The organism is Tsukamurella ocularis, from assembly GCF_965138335.1.
Taxonomy (GTDB): Bacteria; Actinomycetota; Actinomycetes; order Mycobacteriales; family Mycobacteriaceae; genus Tsukamurella; species Tsukamurella ocularis_A.
On the sequence record NZ_CBCSDV010000016.1, the window covers coordinates 98,827 to 116,697 of the forward strand.

The 17,871-nt window shown below is 73.5% G+C and carries 18 protein-coding genes; 3 read left to right on the top strand and 15 right to left on the bottom strand.

Annotated features, from left to right (window positions below):
• Positions 1-6 precede the first annotated feature (6 nt).
• The 3 genes from hutG to hutU are packed head-to-tail and all read right to left on the bottom strand — an operon-like array spanning position 7 to position 3,781.
• The gene (hutG, locus tag ACNAYW_RS15440; protein ID WP_415850559.1) at positions 7-939 is read right to left on the bottom strand and encodes a formimidoylglutamase; all 933 of its coding nucleotides are present in this window, start codon (positions 937-939) and stop codon (positions 7-9) included.
• Positions 936-2,114 (bottom strand): imidazolonepropionase, encoded by a 1,179-nt coding sequence (gene hutI / locus ACNAYW_RS15445; RefSeq protein WP_415850560.1) that lies wholly within the window; start codon positions 2,112-2,114, stop codon positions 936-938. The genes hutG and hutI overlap by 4 nt, the downstream gene beginning before the upstream one ends.
• Positions 2,114-3,781 carry a urocanate hydratase gene (gene hutU, locus ACNAYW_RS15450; RefSeq protein ID WP_415850561.1) on the bottom strand — a complete coding sequence of 556 codons (1,668 nt, stop codon included), beginning with the start codon at positions 3,779-3,781 and terminating at the stop codon, positions 2,114-2,116. Before hutU ends, hutI begins: the two co-directional genes overlap by 1 nt.
• Positions 3,782-3,935: 154 nt before the next feature.
• Between hutU and hutC the strand changes: the two genes are divergently transcribed.
• Positions 3,936-4,685, top strand: coding sequence for a histidine utilization repressor (gene hutC, locus ACNAYW_RS15455; RefSeq protein WP_415850562.1), 750 nt, complete (start codon positions 3,936-3,938; stop codon positions 4,683-4,685).
• A gap of 3 nt (positions 4,686-4,688) precedes the next feature.
• Here hutC and ACNAYW_RS15460 read toward each other — a convergent pair whose 3' ends face one another.
• Entirely contained in the window at positions 4,689-5,465 is a 777-nt protein-coding gene (locus ACNAYW_RS15460) for an IclR family transcriptional regulator (protein WP_415850563.1), read from the bottom strand.
• A gap of 10 nt (positions 5,466-5,475) precedes the next feature.
• Entirely contained in the window at positions 5,476-7,578 is a 2,103-nt protein-coding gene (gene ligA, locus ACNAYW_RS15465; protein ID WP_415850564.1) for an NAD-dependent DNA ligase LigA, read from the bottom strand.
• A gap of 124 nt (positions 7,579-7,702) precedes the next feature.
• On the opposite strand from ligA, the gene ACNAYW_RS15470 reads away from it, so the two are divergent.
• Positions 7,703-8,128, top strand: a complete 426-nt coding sequence (locus tag ACNAYW_RS15470; RefSeq protein ID WP_415850565.1) for a hypothetical protein — start codon at positions 7,703-7,705, stop codon at positions 8,126-8,128.
• 1 nt (position 8,129) lies between these two features.
• Here the strand turns inward: ACNAYW_RS15470 and ACNAYW_RS15475 are convergent, their stop codons facing one another.
• Entirely contained in the window at positions 8,130-8,993 is an 864-nt protein-coding gene (locus tag ACNAYW_RS15475; RefSeq protein ID WP_415850566.1) for a TIGR03619 family F420-dependent LLM class oxidoreductase, read from the bottom strand.
• A gap of 60 nt (positions 8,994-9,053) precedes the next feature.
• Here ACNAYW_RS15475 and ACNAYW_RS15480 point away from each other — a divergent pair, with 60 nt between their 5' ends.
• Positions 9,054-9,455, top strand: a complete 402-nt coding sequence (locus ACNAYW_RS15480) for an MmcQ/YjbR family DNA-binding protein (RefSeq protein WP_415850567.1) — start codon at positions 9,054-9,056, stop codon at positions 9,453-9,455.
• Positions 9,456-9,462: 7 nt separating this feature from the next.
• On the opposite strand, the gene ACNAYW_RS15485 is transcribed toward ACNAYW_RS15480, so the two are convergent.
• From ACNAYW_RS15485 to ACNAYW_RS15525, 9 genes are all read right to left on the bottom strand, one after another.
• A complete protein-coding gene (locus ACNAYW_RS15485; protein WP_415850568.1) occupies positions 9,463-9,984 on the bottom strand; it encodes a hypothetical protein in 522 nt (173 codons plus the stop codon).
• Between the two features lie 93 nt (positions 9,985-10,077).
• Positions 10,078-10,455 (bottom strand): hypothetical protein, encoded by a 378-nt coding sequence (locus ACNAYW_RS15490; RefSeq protein ID WP_415850569.1) that lies wholly within the window; start codon positions 10,453-10,455, stop codon positions 10,078-10,080.
• Positions 10,456-10,481: 26 nt separating this feature from the next.
• On the bottom strand, positions 10,482-11,810 hold the full coding sequence (locus tag ACNAYW_RS15495; protein ID WP_415850570.1) for an ammonium transporter: 1,329 nt from the start codon (positions 11,808-11,810) through the stop codon (positions 10,482-10,484).
• 17 nt (positions 11,811-11,827) lie between these two features.
• Positions 11,828-12,841 (bottom strand): uroporphyrinogen decarboxylase/cobalamine-independent methonine synthase family protein, encoded by a 1,014-nt coding sequence (locus ACNAYW_RS15500; RefSeq protein WP_415850571.1) that lies wholly within the window; start codon positions 12,839-12,841, stop codon positions 11,828-11,830.
• A complete protein-coding gene (gene mnmA / locus ACNAYW_RS15505; RefSeq protein ID WP_415850572.1) occupies positions 12,834-13,931 on the bottom strand; it encodes a tRNA 2-thiouridine(34) synthase MnmA in 1,098 nt (365 codons plus the stop codon). Before mnmA ends, ACNAYW_RS15500 begins: the two co-directional genes overlap by 8 nt.
• The gene (locus ACNAYW_RS15510; protein ID WP_415850573.1) at positions 13,931-15,136 is read right to left on the bottom strand and encodes a cysteine desulfurase family protein; all 1,206 of its coding nucleotides are present in this window, start codon (positions 15,134-15,136) and stop codon (positions 13,931-13,933) included. The genes mnmA and ACNAYW_RS15510 overlap by 1 nt, the downstream gene beginning before the upstream one ends.
• Before the next feature lie 54 nt (positions 15,137-15,190).
• The gene (locus ACNAYW_RS15515; RefSeq protein WP_415850574.1) at positions 15,191-16,063 is read right to left on the bottom strand and encodes a lysophospholipid acyltransferase family protein; all 873 of its coding nucleotides are present in this window, start codon (positions 16,061-16,063) and stop codon (positions 15,191-15,193) included.
• A 2-nt stretch (positions 16,064-16,065) separates the two neighbouring features.
• Positions 16,066-16,857, bottom strand: a complete 792-nt coding sequence (locus tag ACNAYW_RS15520) for a GNAT family N-acetyltransferase (RefSeq protein WP_415850575.1) — start codon at positions 16,855-16,857, stop codon at positions 16,066-16,068.
• A gap of 114 nt (positions 16,858-16,971) precedes the next feature.
• On the bottom strand, positions 16,972-17,767 hold a 796-nt coding region (locus ACNAYW_RS15525; RefSeq protein ID WP_415850576.1), incomplete at its 5' end, for an NUDIX hydrolase.
• Positions 17,768-17,871 lie beyond the last annotated feature (104 nt).

Consider the following 17,871-nt stretch of genomic DNA (forward strand, 5'->3'; position numbering starts at 1 on the left):
TCGCGCTCAGCGGCGGGTGACGATGCGGTGGATCAACCGGGCCGCGGTGCGGGCGGTGCGGTTGTCGACGTCGAGCGACGGGTTGAGCTCGGCCACGTCGAGCAGCCGCAGCTTGCCGCTCGCGGCGACGACGTCGCACACCCGCGAGATCACCTCGAGCGGCACGCCGAGGCCCGCGGGCGCGGAGACGCCGGGCGCGACCGCGGCGGGCAGCACGTCGAGGTCGATGGTGAGGTACAGCGCATCGATTCCGCCGAGGAAGTCGTGCACGAACCGCTCCACGGCGGGCACCGACAGCACGCCGCACTCGTCGTCGAGCAGATACCGCACGCCGAGGCGCTCGGCCTCGTCGAACAGCGCGCGGGTGTTGCCCGGCTGCGAGATCCCCACGACGGCGTAGTCCAGCCGCCGCCCGAGCGATGCCTCCCGCTCCGCCATCTGCCGGAACGGGGTGCCCGAACTGGGGCGCGGCGCTGACCGAAGGTCGAAGTGCGCGTCCAGGTTCAGGACGCCGAGGCGCGCGCCGTCGGCGACGACGCGCGAGTCCGCGATGCCCAGGTAGCTGCCGTAGGCGACCTCGTGGCCGCCGCCGAGCACGACGGGGAGGCCGCCGCCGTCGAGCACGGACGTGACCGCCGCGCCGAGCCGCGCCTGGCCCGCCTCGAGGTCGTCGTCGCCGGACACGACCACGTCGCCGAGGTCCGTGAGCCCGAGATCCGCCGCGAGGGCCAGGGTTCCGAGCGCGGCGCGCAACGCGGCCGGGCCCGCGGCGGCGCCCGGCCGGCCGAGGTTGCGGGCCACACCGGCGTCGCTCGCGAAGCCGATGAGCGACGTCGCGCCCGGGACCGGCCCGGAGGCCATCGCCGAATGCCAGCGCAGGTGCTCCGGGCCCGGGCCGTCGTCGCGGCCCGTCCAGGCCGACGGTGCCCGGTCCGTCATCGCTCCGCTCCGCCCGCGAACACGCGCGAGACCAGAGGCACGCCCGGCCGGTAGGCCAGGTGCAGGTGCGACGGGGCGTCGAGCACCGTCAGGTCCGCGCGCATACCGACGCGCAGGGCACCGACGTCGGTGCGCCGCAACGCGGCCGCGCCGCCCGCAGTCGCGGCCCACACGGCCTCGTCGGGGCTCATGTGCATCTCCCGCACCGCGAGCGCGATGCAGAACGGGATGCTGGTGGTGTAGCTCGTGCCCGGGTTGCAGTCCGCCGCCAGGGCGACGGTGACGCCGGCGTCGAGCAGCGCCCGCGCGTCGGGGTACTTGTTGCGGGTGCTGAAGTCCGCGCCCGGCAGGAGCGTGGCGACGGTGCTCCCCCCGGCGAGGGCCTCGACGTCGGCGTCCGTGGTGTAGGTGACGTGGTCCACCGAGGCGGCGCCCAGCTCCACCGCCAGGCGCACGCCCGCGCCGTAGGAGAGCTGATTGCCGTGCACACGCGGCACGAGCCCCGCCGCCATGCCGGCCGTGAGCACCGCGCGGGACTGCTCCTCGGTGAAGGCGCCCTCCTCGCAGAAGACGTCGATCCACTTCGCCCGCGGCGCGCACGCCGGGATCATCTCGTCGATCACCATGGCGACGTAATCGTCCTGCCGCCCCGCGTACTCCGGCGGCGCGACGTGGGCGGCGAGGAGGGTCACCTCGTCGGAGACGCCCGCGGCCACGTCCAGGCTGCGGGACTCGTCGCGCACCGTCTGGCCGTACCCGGTCTTGATCTCCAGCGTGGTCGTGCCCTGCGCCCGGGCCTCGGCCGCGAGCCGGGCGGCGTTGGCGGAGAGCGCGTCGTCGGAGGCGGCGCGGGTCGCGGCGATCGTGGTGCGGATGCCGCCGGCGCCGTACGCGGCGCCGGTCATCCGGGCGGCGAACTCCTCCGCCCGGTCACCGCCGAAGACGGTGTGCGAGTGGCTGTCCACGAATCCGGGGAGCACCGCGCGGCCCTCGACGTCGATGCGCGTGCCGGCGGCACCGTCGGGCACCCGGGCCGACGGCCCGACCCACTGGACGGCACCGTCGCCGATGACGACGGCGGCGTCACGGAGGAGCCCGAGCCGGCCCTCCCCCGCCTCCGGGTCGTTGGTGACGAGGGAGCCGATGCCGTCGATGAGAGTCCAGCCGGCCGACATCAGCCCTCCTGCATGGGGATGCGGACGCCGCGCTCGCGCGCGACCTCGTTCGCGTACTCGTAGCCGGCGTCGGCGTGGCGGATCACGCCCATCCCCGGGTCGTTGGTGAGCACGCGCTCCAGCTTCTGCGCGGCGAGGTCGGTGCCGTCGGCGATGCACACCTGGCCGGCGTGGATCGAGCGGCCCATGCCGACGCCGCCGCCGTGGTGGATGGACACCCACGAGGCGCCCGACGAGGTGTTGACCAGCGCGTTGAGCAGCGGCCAGTCGGCGACCGCGTCGGTGCCGTCGGCCATGGCCTCGGTCTCGCGGTACGGCGAAGCGACGGAGCCGGAATCGAGGTGGTCGCGGCCGATGGCCAGCGGACCGATCTCGCCGCTCGCGACCATCTCGTTGAACTTCAGGCCCGCGCGGTGGCGCTCGCCGTAGCCGAGCCAGCAGATGCGGGCGGGCAGGCCCTCGAAGTGGACCTTCTCCCCCGCCATGGTGATCCAGCGCGTGAGGTGCTCGTTCTCTGGGAAGAGCTCGACGATCGCCCTGTCGGTCTTGGCGATGTCCTCCGGGTCGCCGGAGAGCGCGGCCCAGCGGAACGGGCCGAGACCCTCCTCGAACAGCGGGCGGATGTACGCGGGCACGAACCCGGGGAACTCGAAGGCACGGTCGTAGCCGCCCTTGCGTGCCTCGTCGCGGATCGAGTTGCCGTAGTCGAAGACCTCGGCCCCGGCGTCCTGGAAGCCGACCATGGCCCGCACGTGCGCGGCCATCGACTTCTGCGCCTCCTCGGTGAAGTACGCGGCGTCCTTCTCCGCCATCTTCCGCCAGTCCTCGACGTCGATGCCGACGGGCAGGTAGGACAGCGGATCGTGCGCGGAGGTCTGGTCGGTGACGATGTCGATCGGGGCCTTGCGCTCGAGCAGCTCCGGGAAGACCTCGGCGGCGTTGCCCACCAGGCCGATCGAGAGCGGCTCGCGGGCGTCGCGCTTGGCGATCGCCAGCTCCAGCGCCTCGTCGAGCGAGGCGGCCTTGGTGTCCAGGTAGCCGTGGGCGATGCGCCGGTCGATCCGCGACTCGTCGACGTCGACGCAGATCGCGACACCGTCGTTCATGGTGACGGCCAGGGGCTGCGCGCCGCCCATGCCGCCCACGCCGGCGGTCAGGGTGATCGTGCCCGCGAGGGTGCCCCCGAAACGCTTGCGGGCGACCGCGCCGAAGGTCTCGTAGGTGCCCTGCAGGATGCCCTGGCTGCCGATGTAGATCCACGAGCCCGCCGTCATCTGGCCGTACATCATCAGGCCCTCGGCCTCGAGGTGCCGGAAGTGCTCCCAGTTCGCCCAGTCGCCCACCAGGTTCGAGTTGGCGAGCAGCACGCGGGGCGCCCACTCGTGGGTGCGGAAGACGCCCACCGGCTTGCCGGACTGGACGAGCAGGGTCTCGTCGTCGGCGAGGGTCTGCAGTGTGCGCACGATGGCGTCGAAGGCGGCCCAGCTGCGGGCGGCGCGGCCGGTGCCGCCGTAGACCACGAGATCATCCGGACGCTCCGCCACCTCGGGGTCGAGGTTGTTCATGAGCATGCGCATCGCGCCCTCCTGCTGCCAACCGCGGCAGGCGAGCTCGAGGCCGTGCGGGGCGCGCACCGGACGGGCGCCGGCGGAGAAGTCGTGGGTCATGGAGGCGAGTCCTCTCGAGGGGACGGAAATCTGTCGTGATCCATGACACATCGGGTCGACCGATCGCAGCCAGGCGCGCCGGCGCTTCGTCTCGTATCCGAGACGACATCTCCGACAGCCCGCCGGGTAGTGTGCTCACGAAGGAGGTGCGACGGTGACGATCGCGGACACGGAGGTCGCGTCGCTCTACCGTGCGCAGCGGCTGCCGGGCCCCGCGTACCGCCGCCTCAAAGAGCTCGTGGTCGAGCAGATCGCCAGCGGGCGCTGGACCGAGGGGCAGCAGCTGCCGGCGGAGACGCAACTGGCCACCTCGCTCGGCCTGTCCCGGATGACCGTCAACCGCGCGCTCCGCGAACTCACCGCCGAGGGCCTGGTGGTGCGCACCGCCGGGGTCGGCTCCTTCGTGGCCAAGCCGAAGGCCAGCTCCGCCCTCTTCGAAGTGCACTCCATCGCCGCCGAGGTGGCCGCGCGCGGTCACCGCCACCGCGCCGAGGTACGCACGCTGACAAGGGCATCCGCCGATGCGCGCGCTGCGGCGGACCTCGACGTCCCCGAGGGCGCGGCCGTGTTCCACTCGGTGCTCGTGCACTACGAGGACGACCGGGCGATCCAGCTCGAGGACCGGCTCGTCGTCGCCGCCGAGGCGCCCGACTACCTTGGCCAGGACTTCACCCGCCGCACCCCGCACGACTACCTCATGGAGATCGCACCGCTCATGCGCGGCGAGCACGTCGTCGAAGCGGTCACGCCGACCGCGGAGCAGCGGCGCCTGCTGCAGCTCGGCGAGCACGAGGCGGGCCTGATGATCCGGCGCCGCACGTGGTCGCGCGACCGGGTCGTCTCCGTCGCCCGGCTGCTGCACCCCGGCACGCGCTACCGGCTCGAGGGCGTCTTCGACGCGTAGGGACTACTCCGGGGCACGACCGGAGATCCGGGACGTGAGCCGGGCGGCACCGTCGCGCAGGATCTGCCCGACGGTGCCGGGCTCGGGCAGGGCCAGGTGCCGGCGCCACGTGGTCGACAGGGCCGCCACGGGATGCCCGCTGTGGTCGAAGACCGCGGCGCCGACCGACCGGAGCCCGGTCGTGACGTCCTCGACCTCGTCGGCCCAGCCGCGCTCCCGCGTCTCCACCAGGAGCCGGCGCAGCTCGGCGAGGGTGCGCGGGCCGCGGCCGGTGCGGCTCACCAGCGCCGAGGACCGCGTGTACAGGGCCGCCACCTGCGTGTCGGGCAGTGCGGCGAGGATCGCGCGCCCGTTGGCGGTGAGGTGCGCCGGAAGCCGCACGCCCACGTCGGTGATGAGGGAGACCTCGGCCGCAGGACCCGACGACGGGCGCTCCTTGAGCAGGTACAGGGTCTCGTTGCCGTGCAGCACCCCGAGGTGCACGGCCTGTCCCAGCTGGATCGCCAGCCGATGCAGGATCGGCTGCGCGAGCCGCTCCAGCGGGGCGTGCCGCAGGTACGCGGAACCGATCTCGAAGGCCGTGACGCCGAGGCCGTAGCCCTGCCGCTCGGGCAGGTGGACCACGAAACCGCGGTCCTGCAGGACGGTGAGGATGTGGTACACCGACGACCGCGGCAGGTCGAGCTCCCGCGCCAGCGCCGCCGCCGACACCGGCCCCGGCTTCCCGGCCAGGAGCAGCAGGATGTCGAGGGCGCGGCCCACGGCGGGCGAGGCGCTCATGCCCCGGCGCTCATTCCGCCGCCGGCTCGTCCGTCTCGCCGGCGTCCGTCGGCCGCACCGCGTCCGGCCCCTCCGCGAGGAGCTTCGCGAAGCCGTCCTCGTCGAGGATCGGCACGCCCAGTTGCTCCGCCTTGTCGGCCTTGGAACCGGGCGCGTCGCCGATCACGACGAAGGCCGTCTTCTTCGAGACGCTGCTCGCGGCCTTGCCGCCGCGGACCAGGATCGCCTCCTTGGCCTCGTCCCGCGAGTAGTTCTGCAGCGACCCGGTGACCACGATGGACATGCCCTCGAGAGTGCGCTGCACGGACTCGTCGCGCTCGTCCTCGAGGCGCACGCCGGCGGCGCGCCACTTCTCGACGATCTCGCGGTGCCAGTCGACGGTGAACCAGTCGACCACGGCCTCGGCGATGGTGCGGCCCACCCCGTCGACCTCCGCGAGGCGATCGATGTCGGCCTCGGCGATCGCGTCGAGACTGCCGAGCTCCTGCGCGAGCGCCCGCGCCGCCGACGGCCCGACGTGCCGGATGGACAGCCCGACGAGCACGCGCCACAGCGGCTTGTTCTTGGCCACTGCGAGATTGGTGAGCAGGCGCTGCGCGTTCGCCGAGAGGGTGCCGCCGTCGTTGGTGAACAGCGGGACCTGGAGCAGGTCCTCCTCGGTGAGGCCGAAGACGTCGCCCTCGTTGTGCAGCACGGGCGAGGCGGTGAGCGCCGACGCGGCCTCGTAGCCCAGTCCCTCGATGTCGAAGCAGGTCCGGCCCGCCAGGTAGAACAGCCGCTCGCGGAGCTGAGCGGGGCAGGCCTCCGTGTTGGGGCAGCGGATGTCCGCGTCGCCCTCCTTCGACGGGGCGAGCGTCGTCCCGCACTCGGGGCAGGTGACGGGCATGACGAAGGGTCGCTCGGTGCCGTCCCGCAGGTCCACGACCGGACCGAGCACCTCGGGGATGACGTCGCCCGCCTTGCGGATGGTGACGGTGTCACCGATGAGCACGCCCTTGCGCTCGACCTCGGAGGCGTTGTGCAACGTCGCGAACTCGACCGTGGAGCCGGCGACGGTGACCGGCGCCATGTACGCGTACGGCGTGACCCGGCCGGTGCGGCCCACGTTCACCCGGATGTCGAGCAGCTTCGTGGTGACCTCCTCGGGCGGGTACTTGTAGGCGATGGCCCAGCGCGGTGCGCGGGAGGTGGCGCCCAGGCGGCGCTGGAGGGAGATCTCGTCGACCTTGACCACCAGGCCGTCGATCTCGTGCTCCGGGTCGTGCCGGTGCTCGCCCCAGTAGAAGACGCGGTCCACCACCGCATCCGCCCCCGACACCTGCTTGGTGTGCGCCGAGACGGGCAGGCCCCACGCCGCGAGGGCGCGGTAGGCGTCGTGCAGCGAGGACGGCGACCACTGCCCCTGGATCCGGCCGAGGCCGTGGCAGATCATCCCGAGCCGCCGCCGCGAGGTGATCTGCGGGTTCTTCTGCCGCAGCGACCCCGCCGCGGAGTTGCGCGGATTGGCGAAGGGCGGCTTGCCCTCCGCGACCAGCCCGGCGTTGAGCTCCTCGAAGTCGGCGAGCCGGAAGAAGACCTCGCCGCGCACCTCGAGCACCTCGGGGATCGGGAACTCGTCCGACGGGGTGAGCACGTGCGGCACGTCCCGGAGGGTGCGGGCGTTGAGCGTCACGTCCTCGCCGGTACGGCCGTCGCCGCGGGTGGCGCCCCGCACCAGGGAGCCGTTCTCGTACACCAGGTTCAGGGCGACACCGTCGATCTTGAGCTCGGTGAGGAAGACGACCTCTCCCCCGACGTCCTTCTGCACCCGCGCGATCCAGTCGCGCAGCTCCCCCTCGTCGAAGACGTTGTCCAGCGACATCATCCGCTCGAGGTGATCGACCGCCGTGAACTCGGTGGAGAAGCCGCCGCCCACCAGCTTGGTGGGCGAATCCGCCACGGCGAGCTCGGGGAACGCCGTCTCCATCTCCTGCAGGCGGCGCAGCAGCGCGTCGAACTCGCCGTCGGAGAGCACGGGCGCGTCCTGCACGTAGTACCGGAACTGGTGCCCGCGCACCTCCTCCGCGAGTTCCTGCCACGCGCGGCGGTCGTCCTCGGTCAGCTCCTTCGCCATGCCCAGAAGATTAGTCCAGCACCCCGACAGGTCGCGGTAACGGACGCCGACCGCGGGCGCGATGACAGAGGTGAGGGGTATCCAGCCGGCGGTGCCGCGATCGAAACCGACGGAAGGACTCGTCATGCACCTCGCACGAACCACCCTGACCGGCGCCGCGTCGACGGCGCTCCTGGCGGGCGCGCTCGCCCCGGCGGCCGGCGCCGACGTGGGCCCGCTCTGCGCGGACAACCCCACGGGCGTGGTCGCCTACGCGAGCAACGCGGTCCGGCAACAGCCGCCCGCGCCGCCCGCGGTGATCCCCGGCGAGATGGTCGTCTCCGCCATCCCGACGCCGTGGAAGGACACGGACTGGAACGCGAGCCTGCGCTGGCGCAACGTCGACACCGGCGCGCAGGGCTCGGTGTCGAAGGCACCGCTCAGCACCGGCGTCGCCCTGTTCGACCGCGTGCCCACCCAGCGCGGCACCGTCGTCTTCACCGTGCGGACCAACCGGATCGGCATCGATCCGCCGGCGCTGGAGTGCCACGGGGTCGCGCGGATCTCCTAGGTCACGCCTCCGCGAGGGCGACGGCGTCGGCGACGCGCCGCAGGTGCTCCGCAGCGGAGGCCTCGTCGGAGTCGACCGCCGGGTACAGCACGTCCGTGACGCCGGCCTCGCCCCAGCGGGCCAGCCGGTCGCGGTCGGGGCGGCCGTCCAGGGCGACGATGCGGGGCGCGCCGTCGCGCCCGTGCTCCCGCCAGATCTCGGCGAGGCGGCGGGCGGCGTCGGTGATCCCGCGGTCCTGCGGGGTGGTGATCCAGCCGTCGGCGTTCTTCGCGATCCACGTGAAGTTCTTGTCGGTGCCCCCGGCCCCGACCAGGACCGGGACGTCCCCGGGCGGCTTGGGCCACGCCCAGCTCGGACCGAAGGAGACGAACTCGCCCCGGTACTGCGCCTCCTCGTCGCGCCACAGCGCCCGCATGGACTCGAGGTACTCGCGCAGCATGGTCCGGCGGCGGCCCGCGGGCACGCCGTGGTCGGCGAGTTCGTCGAGGTTCCAGCCGAAGCCGACGCCGAGCGCGACGCGCCCTCCGGAGAGGTGGTCGACGGTGGCGATCGTCTTGGCCAGGGTGATCGGGTCGGCCTGCACCGGCAGCGCGACGGCGGTCGCCAGCTCGATCCGCTCGGTCACCGCGGCGGCGGCCGCCAAGGTGGTCCACGGATCGAGGGTGCGCAGGTAGCGGTCGTCCGGGAGCTCCGCCGTGCCGGTCCCCGGGTGCGCCGCGTCGCGTCGGGTGGGGATGTGGCCGTGCTCGGGCACGAAGTACGAGGCGAAACCGGCGGCCTCGATCAGCGGCGCGAGCCGCTGCGGCGGCAGGCCCCGGTCGGAGGTGAACTGGACGATGCCGATGCTTGGTCGCTGATCACTCACCCCCGCAGTAGAACATGTTCCATCGACGGGCGCGGGCGATCCGCCCTAAGGTCTGCAGGCATGCCGCATCCGATCATGTTCTCCGACGACGATCCGGTGCTCGCCCGGGTCCGGCAGATCGCGCTGGCCTTCCCCGAGGCGACGGAGAAGGTCGCGCACGGCCGCCCGACGTTCCGCTGCGGCAAGATGTTCGCGATGTACGGCGGCGGCACCAAGAAGACCGCGACGCGCCCGCACGAGCAGCGCAACACCAGCGTGCTGTTCATCGCCGACCCCGCCGAGCGCACGGCTCTCGAGCAGGACGAGCGGTTCTACCTCCCCGCGTACATGGCGTCCGCGGGCTGGCTCGGGCTCGACCTGACGATCGGCACCGTCGACTGGGACGAGGTGCGCGAGCTGGTCGACGCGAGCTACCGGCAGATCGCGCCGAAGCGCGCGATCGCCGCGCTCGACCAGCACTGAGTCCGCGTCAGAGCTGCGGGCCCTGCTCGCGCAGGTCGTCGACGTCCTTCATCGCCTGCCGCAGCTGTCCGAGCCAGTCCTCCGTGTGCTCGCCGACCAGGCGCACGCACCACGCCAGCGCGTCGGCGCGCGAGCGCGCGACCCCGGCGTCGACGAGCGTGTCGAGCACCAGCCGCTCCGGCTGCCGCAGCCGGGTCATCACCGGCACCGCCTGGTGGGTGTAGAGGATCGTCTCGGTCCCCGTCGAGACGCCCCAGGAGACACGGCGCTGGTACCGCTCCTGCGCCTCGTCCGCGATCCGCATCCGCTGCTCGCGCGTCTCCTCGCGGAAGCGGGCGGCACGGCCCTCACGCTGCGCCGTCGACTCGTCGCCGTCGGACGGCAGGACGCCGACCACGACGATCTCCTCGCGGTCGACGGTGACCGTCGGCGGACCGTCGAACCAGCCCTCCGGCAACCTGCCCGCGAACCATTCGCCCGCGTCCTTCGCGTCCGGCACCGCTCCGCGCGGTCCTCGTCCTGCCATCATGGGAGACCTCCTCAATCGGTCCTGATTACATGATTACATGATTACTCAGGCCGTGAGAGGCTGTCGAGGGCTATCGCCGAGAGCGGAACGTGCCTACCGGCGGGTGAGGGTGATCGAGGGCAGCCGCAGCTCGTCGCCCTGCAGCGTGGCGGTCTCGCTGGACCCGCGCCGGTCGCGGAGCACCACCTGATCGCCGCTGACGGTGTAGGTGCCGCCGTAGGCGTTGACCTGACCGCGCAGGTCCTCCTCCCAGGTCCCGTCGGCGGCGAGGCGGACCACCCAGTCGCCGTTCGCGTAGGTGCCGGGGACGTGGGCGGGGATCGGGGCGGCGGAGGACGCGGCCGCGGACACCGGGGCGGTGCCGGTGGGCGACGCGTCCGCGCCCGAGTCGGAGTTCGAGGAGCAGCCCGTGAGCGCGGCCGCGGCGAGCAGCGCGACGACGAGCGAGGACGTGCGGCGGGATCCGGTCATAGCGGCACGATACCGTTGCGGCCGCATCAACGCCCCGGTTCGAGCCGCCCGCCCCGCACGACGTGGAAGTCGTAGGCGGACTCGGCGTGCAGGCCGTCATCGAGCCCGTCGGCCTCGTGCTGCGGATCCGCGCGGAGCCCGATGGTGGCCTTGAGCACCAGGCCGATGATCAGCGTCACGACCATCGCGTAGGCGAGAACCGCGATCACCGCGACCGCCTGCCGCCACAGCTGATCGACCCCGCCTCCGTACAGCAGGCCGTCGCGCCCGGCCGGGGCGGACGTGCTGCCGACCAGCCCGATCATGAGCATGCCCACGACGCCGCTGACGAGGTGCACGCCGACGACGTCGAGCGAGTCGTCGTAGCGCCAGCGGTACTTGAGCTCGATGGCGTAGGAGCTGATCGCGCCCGCGGCGGCCCCCACCGCGAGGGCGCCGATCGGCGTCACCGCCGAGCACGACGGGGTGATCGCCACCAGGCCCGCCACGACGCCCGACGCGGCGCCGAAGGACGTGGGCTTGCCGTGCCGCACCTTCTCGACCACCAGCCAGGACACCATCGACACCGCGCCCGCCCCGAGCGTGTTCACGACGATGAGCGCCGCGGACCCGTTCGCCGCGAGGGTCGACCCGGCGTTGAAGCCGAACCATCCGAACCACAGCAGGCCCGCGCCCAGCATGACGAAGGGCAGGTTGTGCGGCCGCATCGGATCGCGCGGCCAGCCCGCGCGGCGGCCGAGCAGGAGCGCCATGACCAGTGCCGAGGCGCCCGAGTTGATCTCCACCGCCGTGCCGCCGGCGAAGTCGATCGCCCGCAGGTGCTCGACGATCCACCCGCCGCGCTCGGCGGTGAGGCCCGGCACCGAGAACACCCAATGCGCGACCGGGAAGTAGACGAGCGTCGCCCACAGGCCGGCGAAGACCAGCCAGGAGACGAAGCGCATGCGGTCGGCCACGGCGCCCGCGATCAGGGCGACGGTGACCATGGCGAACCCCGCCTGGAAGGCGACGAACAGCAGCGCGGGCACCTGCCCGACGAGCGGCACCGCGCCCGCATCGGAGCCGTCGGCGCCGAAGGTCCCGATCAGCCCGCGCAGGCCCGCGAACGTGGTCGGGTCACCCACGACGCCGCCGCGGTCGGGCCCGAAGGTCATGGAGTAGCCGAAGGCCACCCAGAGCAGCCACACCACGGGGATCGCGGTGAGGCACATCATCATCATGTTGAGCACGCTCTTGCTGCGCACCATGCCGCCGTAGAACAGGGCGAGCCCCGGGGTCATCAACAACACGAGCGCGAACGCGGCGAGCAGCCAGGCGGTATCTGCACCATCGACTGCCCCGGTGGTCGGGAACATCGCCGAAGTGTAGCGGGCTACGCCGCGGAAGCCTCCGCCAAGGCCGCCCGAATCTCCTTGCAGGCGTCGAGAATCGGGCGAATCCCGGGCGAACCGGGCGAACCGCACACGGGGGTGACCGTCGCGCGCGCCAGATCGCGCCGCGGCAGGCCGATCTCGTCGTACAGCCGCAGCGCCGGCGCCGCGAGGTCCGCCGCCGACCGGCGGCGCGGTCCCGGCGCCGCGGGGGCGAGGCCCAATCCCACGACGGTGCGCGACTCGGCGAGCTCGCCGAAGCCCTCGTAATCGGGCACCGTCAGGCGCGTCGCGTCGAGGAGCGCACCGTCGGCGGGAACGCGCCGCACGACGTCCCAGTCGATGGGGCCGCACAGGTGAAGGAGGACCGGGGCGCCCACGTCGTGGACGGCCTCGACCACGGACGCCAGCAGTTCGGCGGCCTCCGGCGCCGGGACGGCACGGATCGGGTCCAACTTGGTCAGAGCAGGCACGGTGCCGTGGACGACCGACCACAGCGACGGCTCGTCGAGTTGGAGCACCACGTCGGCGCCGAGCCGGCGCCGCAGGTCGGCGACGTGCCGGGTGAGTCCCTCCGCGAGCGAGGCGGCGACGTCGCGCATCGCCCCGCGATCGCGGGCCACCCGGTGGCCGTTCGGCAGCTCCAATCCCGCGGCGAGCGTCAGCGGGCCCGCCACCTGGGTCTTCACCAGTCCGCCGCCCCGGCGGCGGGCGACCTCGTAGGCCTCCTCGAACGCGTCGAGGTCGCGCTCCAGGTGGTCGCCCGCGAGCCGCGCGACGCGGCCGCCGGGTACGCCGATCCGGTAGCCGGTGGTGGAGACGTCGAACCCGATGTCGACGAGCAGACCCGCGGCGCGGCCGATCATGTCGGCACCGATCCCCCGGCTCGGGAGCTCGGGTAGGAAGGGCACCTCCAACTCGCCCACGACGGTGGCGGCCGCCTCCCGCGGGTCCGTGCCGGGCACCGAGCCGATTCCCGTCACGGATCCGAGCAGGGGCGCCAGAACGTCAGACATGCGCCCCCGCGGACGCGGTCGAGCGGATCGTGCCCGAGCCCAGCACCAGGTCGCCGCGCTCGGCGTCCGGCGCGTACAGCACCGCGGCCTGCCCCGGCGCCACCCCGCGCAGCGGCGTCGCCAGATCCATGACCAGGCGGTCACCGTCGGCCCGGACGGTGACGGGGGCGAGGCCGCCGTGCGCGCGGACCTGCACCATCGCGTCGACGGGGCCCGCGGGCGCGGTCCCGGACGTCCAGACGGCACCGTCGGCGACGATGCGCGTGACGTCGAGACGTTCGCCGCGCCCGACGGTGACCTCGCCGGAGGCGGCGTCGATGGCGGTGACGTAGCGGGGCTCGCCGTCGCGGGCCGGGCCCGGCAGGCCGAGGCCCTTGCGCTGGCCGATGGTGAACTCGTGGACGCCGGCGTGCTCGCCGAGCCGCTCGCCGGTCTCGCCGTCGACGACGGCGCCGGGCCGCACGCCGATCCGGGCGCCGAGGAAGGCCTGCGTGTCGCCGGACGGGATGAAGCAGATGTCGTGGCTGTCGGGCTTGTCGGCGAGGGCGAGGCCGCGGCGGGCGGCCTCCTCGCGGATCAGCGGCTTCGGGGTGTCGCCGACCGGGAACAGTGCGCGGGAGAGCTGCTCCGCGGTCAGCACCGCGAGCACGTACGACTGGTCCTTATCCGCGTCGACGGCGCGGCGCAGCTCGCCGCCCTCGAGGCGCGCGTAGTGGCCGGTCGCGACCGCGTCGAAGCCCAGCGCGTAGGCCCGCTCGGCGAGGGCCGAGAACTTGATCTTCTCGTTGCAGCGCAGGCACGGGTTCGGGGTCTCCCCCGCGGCGTACGCGGCGACGAAGTCGTCGATCACGTCCTCGCGGAAGCGGTCCGCGAAGTCCCACACGTAGAACGGGATGCCCAGCACGTCGGCGGCGCGGCGGGCGTCGCCGGCGTCCTCCTTGGAGCAGCAGCCGCGCGAGCCCGTGCGCAGGGTGCCCGGGGCCTCCGACAGCGCGAGGTGCACGCCGACCACGTCGTGCCCGGCCTCGACGGCCCGCGCCGCGGCCACGGCGGAGTCCACGCCGCCGCTCATCGCGGCCAGGACGCGCATCAGCCCGCCGCCGTGAAGCTGAGCCCCGCGGCGCGGGCGCGGTCGACGACCTGGCCGAGCGCCTCGAGCACCGCGTCGACGTCGGCCTCCGTGGTCTCGGGGCCGAACGAGAAGCGCAGCGAGCCGCGCGCGACGCCGGGGTCGGCGCCCATGGCCTCGAGGACGTGGCTGACCCGGGCGACGCCGGCGCTGCAGGCGGACCCCGTGGCGCACTCGATGCCGCGGGCGTCGAGGAGCATGAGCAGGGAGTCGCCCTCGCAGCCGGCGAAGGAGACGTGGGCGATGCCCGGCAGGGCGGGGATGCCGTGCGCGGCACCGCCGTTGATCACGGCGCCCTCGAAGCTGCGGACGCCCGCGATGAGGCGGTCGCGCAGCGCGGCGCGGCGCGGCGACTCCTCGTCCATCCGGCCGATCGCCACCGTCAGCGCGGCGGCCATGCCGGCGGCGCCGGCGACGTTGGGCGTGCCGGACCGCAGGTCGCGCTCGTGGCCGCCGCCGTGCGCCAGCGGCACCAGGGCGACGCTGCGGCCGATGAGCATGGTGCCCACGCCCTGCGGCCCGCCGAACTTGTGCGCGGCGTTGGTGAGCACGGCGAGGCCGCTGGCGTCGAAGTCGATGGGCACGTGGCCGGTGGCCTGCGTGGCGTCGGAGTGCATCGGCACCCCGTCCCGCGCGCACTCGGCGGCCAACTCGGCGATCGGCTGCAGCGTGCCGACCTCGTTGTTGGCCCACATGACGCTGACCAGCGCAACGGTGCCGGCCGCCTCGTCGAGCGCGGCGCGCAGGTCGGCGGGGTCGACGAGGCCCCGATGGTCGACGGGCAGCAGGCGCACGACGGCGCCCTCGTGCTCGCCGAGCCATTCGATCGCGTCGAGCACGGCGTGATGCTCGATCGCGGAGGCGATCACGGTGACGGCGGCGGGGTTCTCGGCCCGGCGCGCCCAGTACAGGCCCTTGACGGCGAGGTTCACGGCCTCCGTGCCGCCGCCGGTGAAGACGACCTCGGAGGGCCGGGCGCCCAGCTCGCGGGCGATCGACTCGCGCGATTCCTCGAGGACGCGGCGGGCCCGACGGCCGGAACCGTGCTGCGAGGAGGCGTTGCCCGGCCGCGCCGAGGCCTGCGCCATCGCCGCCAGCGCCTCGGGCACCATCGGGGTGTCCGCGGCGTGGTCGAGGTAGACGGGGTTCTCGCGGTCGGGAGTCATCGCGTCCCAAGAATACGCGCGCAACCGTGATCGGCGGACCTACCCCTTTCCGGGTCAGGCCGCGAGCGGGAGCGGCGCGGTGGCGGCGAGGAACTCCGCGTCGGCGAAGACCGCTGCCTCCGCCCGCGCGGCGAGGGCGCCGCGGCCGGCGCCGACCCACTGACCGGCGTCGATCACCTCGGTCGCGTGCACGCGCACGGCGACGCCCCGCGCGGCGATCACCCGGGACAGCGTGCCGATCTCGGTGTCGGATCCCACGTACGCGGCGACGGTGCTCTGCCGCGCGCCGCGCGCCGGTCCGGGCAGGCGCATCGAGTACCGCAGCGAGACGGGCACCACGTCGGCGCGAGCGTCGATGGCGGCCTGGAAGAAGGCGGGCCGGAAGTCGCCGCGGTGGACCCCGCAGTAGGTGGTGCCCTCGGGGAAGAGCGCGACGGTGCGGCCCCGTCGGAGCAGGTCCGCGACCCGGTCCACGGTGGCCGGCAACTCGTGCAGGCGCTCGCGCCGCAGCGGGATCGCCCCGAAGGCGCGCATGAGCACGGCGACCGGGCGGACATCGAAGATGTCGGCCTTGGCCACGAACGCGGACGGCGCGATCGAGGCGATGGCGACGATGTCGAGCAGCGACTGGTGGTTCGCCACCACCAGGGAGCGCAGCGGCACGTTCCCCACGGGCTCCACGCGCGTCCCGAGCGAGAACAGCATCGCCCGGGCGCCGCCGCGGATGACGACGCGGCGGGCGGTGGCGCCGCACGGGTAGGCGAGCGCCAGGGCGAGGAGGCCCACGACCATCACCGCGATCAGGGCGGCCCACCGGACGGCCCGCAGCCAGGAAGCGGTCTCCTGCGGCTCGCCGGCCGAACAGGCCCCGTCGCACGGGGATACCTGCTGCCAGGGGTGCCGAGCCAGTTCCGCGACGGGGATCATGGTCAGAGGCTTCCCGCCGCCTGCTGCAGTCGTTCGAGGTAGCGCACGTTGAACCGGGTGCGGTCGATGATCATCGGGAAATCGGCGACGTCGAAGACGGGGTCGAAGCTCGGCGCGCCGAGGATCTCGGCGTTCATCCGGAGATACCCGGTGACCAGCGGCGGGAAGGTGCGGCGGGACGCGGGCTCGGCCGTGATCTCCTCGACCTCGTTCCGCGGGGTCACGACCCACTGCGCGCGGTGCTTGGCGTCGACCAGTTCGCGGACGGCGCGGACCGTCGCGCCGCGGCCGTAGCCGTCGTACTGCATCGGGACGCTGACGGCGCCCATCGCGTACCGGATGCCGCGCAGGTCGCTGTAGGCGAGCAGACCCGCCCACATGAGGCAGAGGACGCCGCCGGTGCGGTGGTCGGCGCGCACGCAGGCCCGCCCCATCTCCAGCGTCTCGGGGCGGATGTGGTCCAGCGCGCCGAGCTCGAACTCGGTGGCCAGGTACAGGCCGCCAGCGGCGATCGCGCCGGGCGGCGGGAGGATCCGGTAGCAGCCCACGATCGCGTCGCTGGGCTTGTGCCGGATCACGAGGTGGTCGCAGAATTCGTCGAACCGGTCGGCGTCGCGGCCGTCGGCGACCCCCGCCATCGAGGCCTCGAAGCCCGGCTCCGAGCCGAAGACCTCGTATCGCAACCTCTGCACCGTGTCGATGTCGTCCGTGCGGGTGGTGAGTACGACCTCGTACTCGGCCCCGTCGATCAGCGTCTCTGAGGCCGGGCTCCGGCCGATGACCAGTGTTGCCATGCGCTCACAGTGAGCGCGCGAGACGACCGGGCGGTGAACCGCGACCGCGCGGGTCGGTGAACCCTTGCCCAACGCGGGTGAATAGCGGGCTACACCCCGGTGCCGCGACTCTCGTCAGAGCGTGGGGCGCGGGATGTTCGGCGGCATCGACGCCACGTACTCGGCCGCCTCGGCGAACCGCAGGGAGTCGATGGCGCCGCCGAGCGGCAGCTCGGGTTCGACGGGCTCGATCGACCGCTCGGCGGCGAGCAGCTCGGCGACGGTGCCGTACTCGGCGACGGCGCGCAGCTGCGACCAGGTGGGCGGGAGCAGGAAGCAGTGCCCCGCGGACCAGTCGTCGAGCGCCTGCGCTGCGGTCCGCCAGCCGGCCTCCTCCACCTCGCTGGTGCGGTCGTCCGCGCGCTGGCCGTCGGGCAGGGCCGCGAGGAAGAAGCGGGTGTCGTAGCGGCGCTTCTCGTTCTTCGGCGTGATCCAGTGCGCGAGGGGCCGCAACAGGTCGGCGCGGAGCACGAGGTGCTCGTCGCGGAGGAACTGCGCGAGGGAGAGCTCCTTGGCCTCGAGGCGGGCACGCGCGGGCGCGAGCGCCGCCACATCGAGCGCTCCGCCGCCGGCCGCCGAGACGAGCAGGACGCCGCACTCCTCGAAGGTCTCCCGCACTGCGGCGCAGACCAGCTGGCGCGCGTCGCGCTCGGTGGCACCGAAACGCTCGGCCCACCACGGCGCCGCCGGACCCTCCCACGCGAGATCAGCCTCGCCGTCGCGGGGGTCGACGCCCCCGCCCGGGAAGACGGTCATCCCACCGGCGAAGGCCATCTGCTGCACGCGGCGCTGCAGGAAGACCTCGATCCCGTCGGCGCCGTCGCGGACCAGGACGACGGTGGCCGCGTCCTTGGGCTGGGGCGGCGCCGCGNNGNAGNNTCGTGAGGATCGCGTACTCCCACATCGAGACGCCGGCCTCGTGGAGGATCGGCTCCTCGAGCGCGAGCAGCCGCCGCCCCAGGGTGCCGATCGCTT

Coding starts and splice junctions, on each gene's coding strand:
- hutG (WP_415850559.1), bottom strand. CDS start 939: ATGACGGACCGGGCACCGTCGGCCTGGACGGGCCGCGACGACGGCCCG.
- hutI (WP_415850560.1), bottom strand. CDS start 2,114: ATGTCGGCCGGCTGGACTCTCATCGACGGCATCGGCTCCCTCGTCACC.
- hutU (WP_415850561.1), bottom strand. CDS start 3,781: ATGACCCACGACTTCTCCGCCGGCGCCCGTCCGGTGCGCGCCCCGCAC.
- ACNAYW_RS15460 (WP_415850563.1), bottom strand. CDS start 5,465: ATGAGCGCCTCGCCCGCCGTGGGCCGCGCCCTCGACATCCTGCTGCTC.
- ligA (WP_415850564.1), bottom strand. CDS start 7,578: ATGGCGAAGGAGCTGACCGAGGACGACCGCCGCGCGTGGCAGGAACTC.
- ACNAYW_RS15470 (WP_415850565.1), top strand. CDS start 7,703: ATGCACCTCGCACGAACCACCCTGACCGGCGCCGCGTCGACGGCGCTC.
- ACNAYW_RS15480 (WP_415850567.1), top strand. CDS start 9,054: ATGCCGCATCCGATCATGTTCTCCGACGACGATCCGGTGCTCGCCCGG.
- ACNAYW_RS15485 (WP_415850568.1), bottom strand. CDS start 9,984: ATGATGGCAGGACGAGGACCGCGCGGAGCGGTGCCGGACGCGAAGGAC.
- ACNAYW_RS15490 (WP_415850569.1), bottom strand. CDS start 10,455: ATGACCGGATCCCGCCGCACGTCCTCGCTCGTCGTCGCGCTGCTCGCC.
- ACNAYW_RS15495 (WP_415850570.1), bottom strand. CDS start 11,810: ATGTTCCCGACCACCGGGGCAGTCGATGGTGCAGATACCGCCTGGCTG.
- ACNAYW_RS15500 (WP_415850571.1), bottom strand. CDS start 12,841: ATGTCTGACGTTCTGGCGCCCCTGCTCGGATCCGTGACGGGAATCGGC.
- mnmA (WP_415850572.1), bottom strand. CDS start 13,931: ATGCGCGTCCTGGCCGCGATGAGCGGCGGCGTGGACTCCGCCGTGGCC.
- ACNAYW_RS15510 (WP_415850573.1), bottom strand. CDS start 15,136: ATGACTCCCGACCGCGAGAACCCCGTCTACCTCGACCACGCCGCGGAC.
- ACNAYW_RS15515 (WP_415850574.1), bottom strand. CDS start 16,063: ATGATCCCCGTCGCGGAACTGGCTCGGCACCCCTGGCAGCAGGTATCC.
- ACNAYW_RS15520 (WP_415850575.1), bottom strand. CDS start 16,857: ATGGCAACACTGGTCATCGGCCGGAGCCCGGCCTCAGAGACGCTGATC.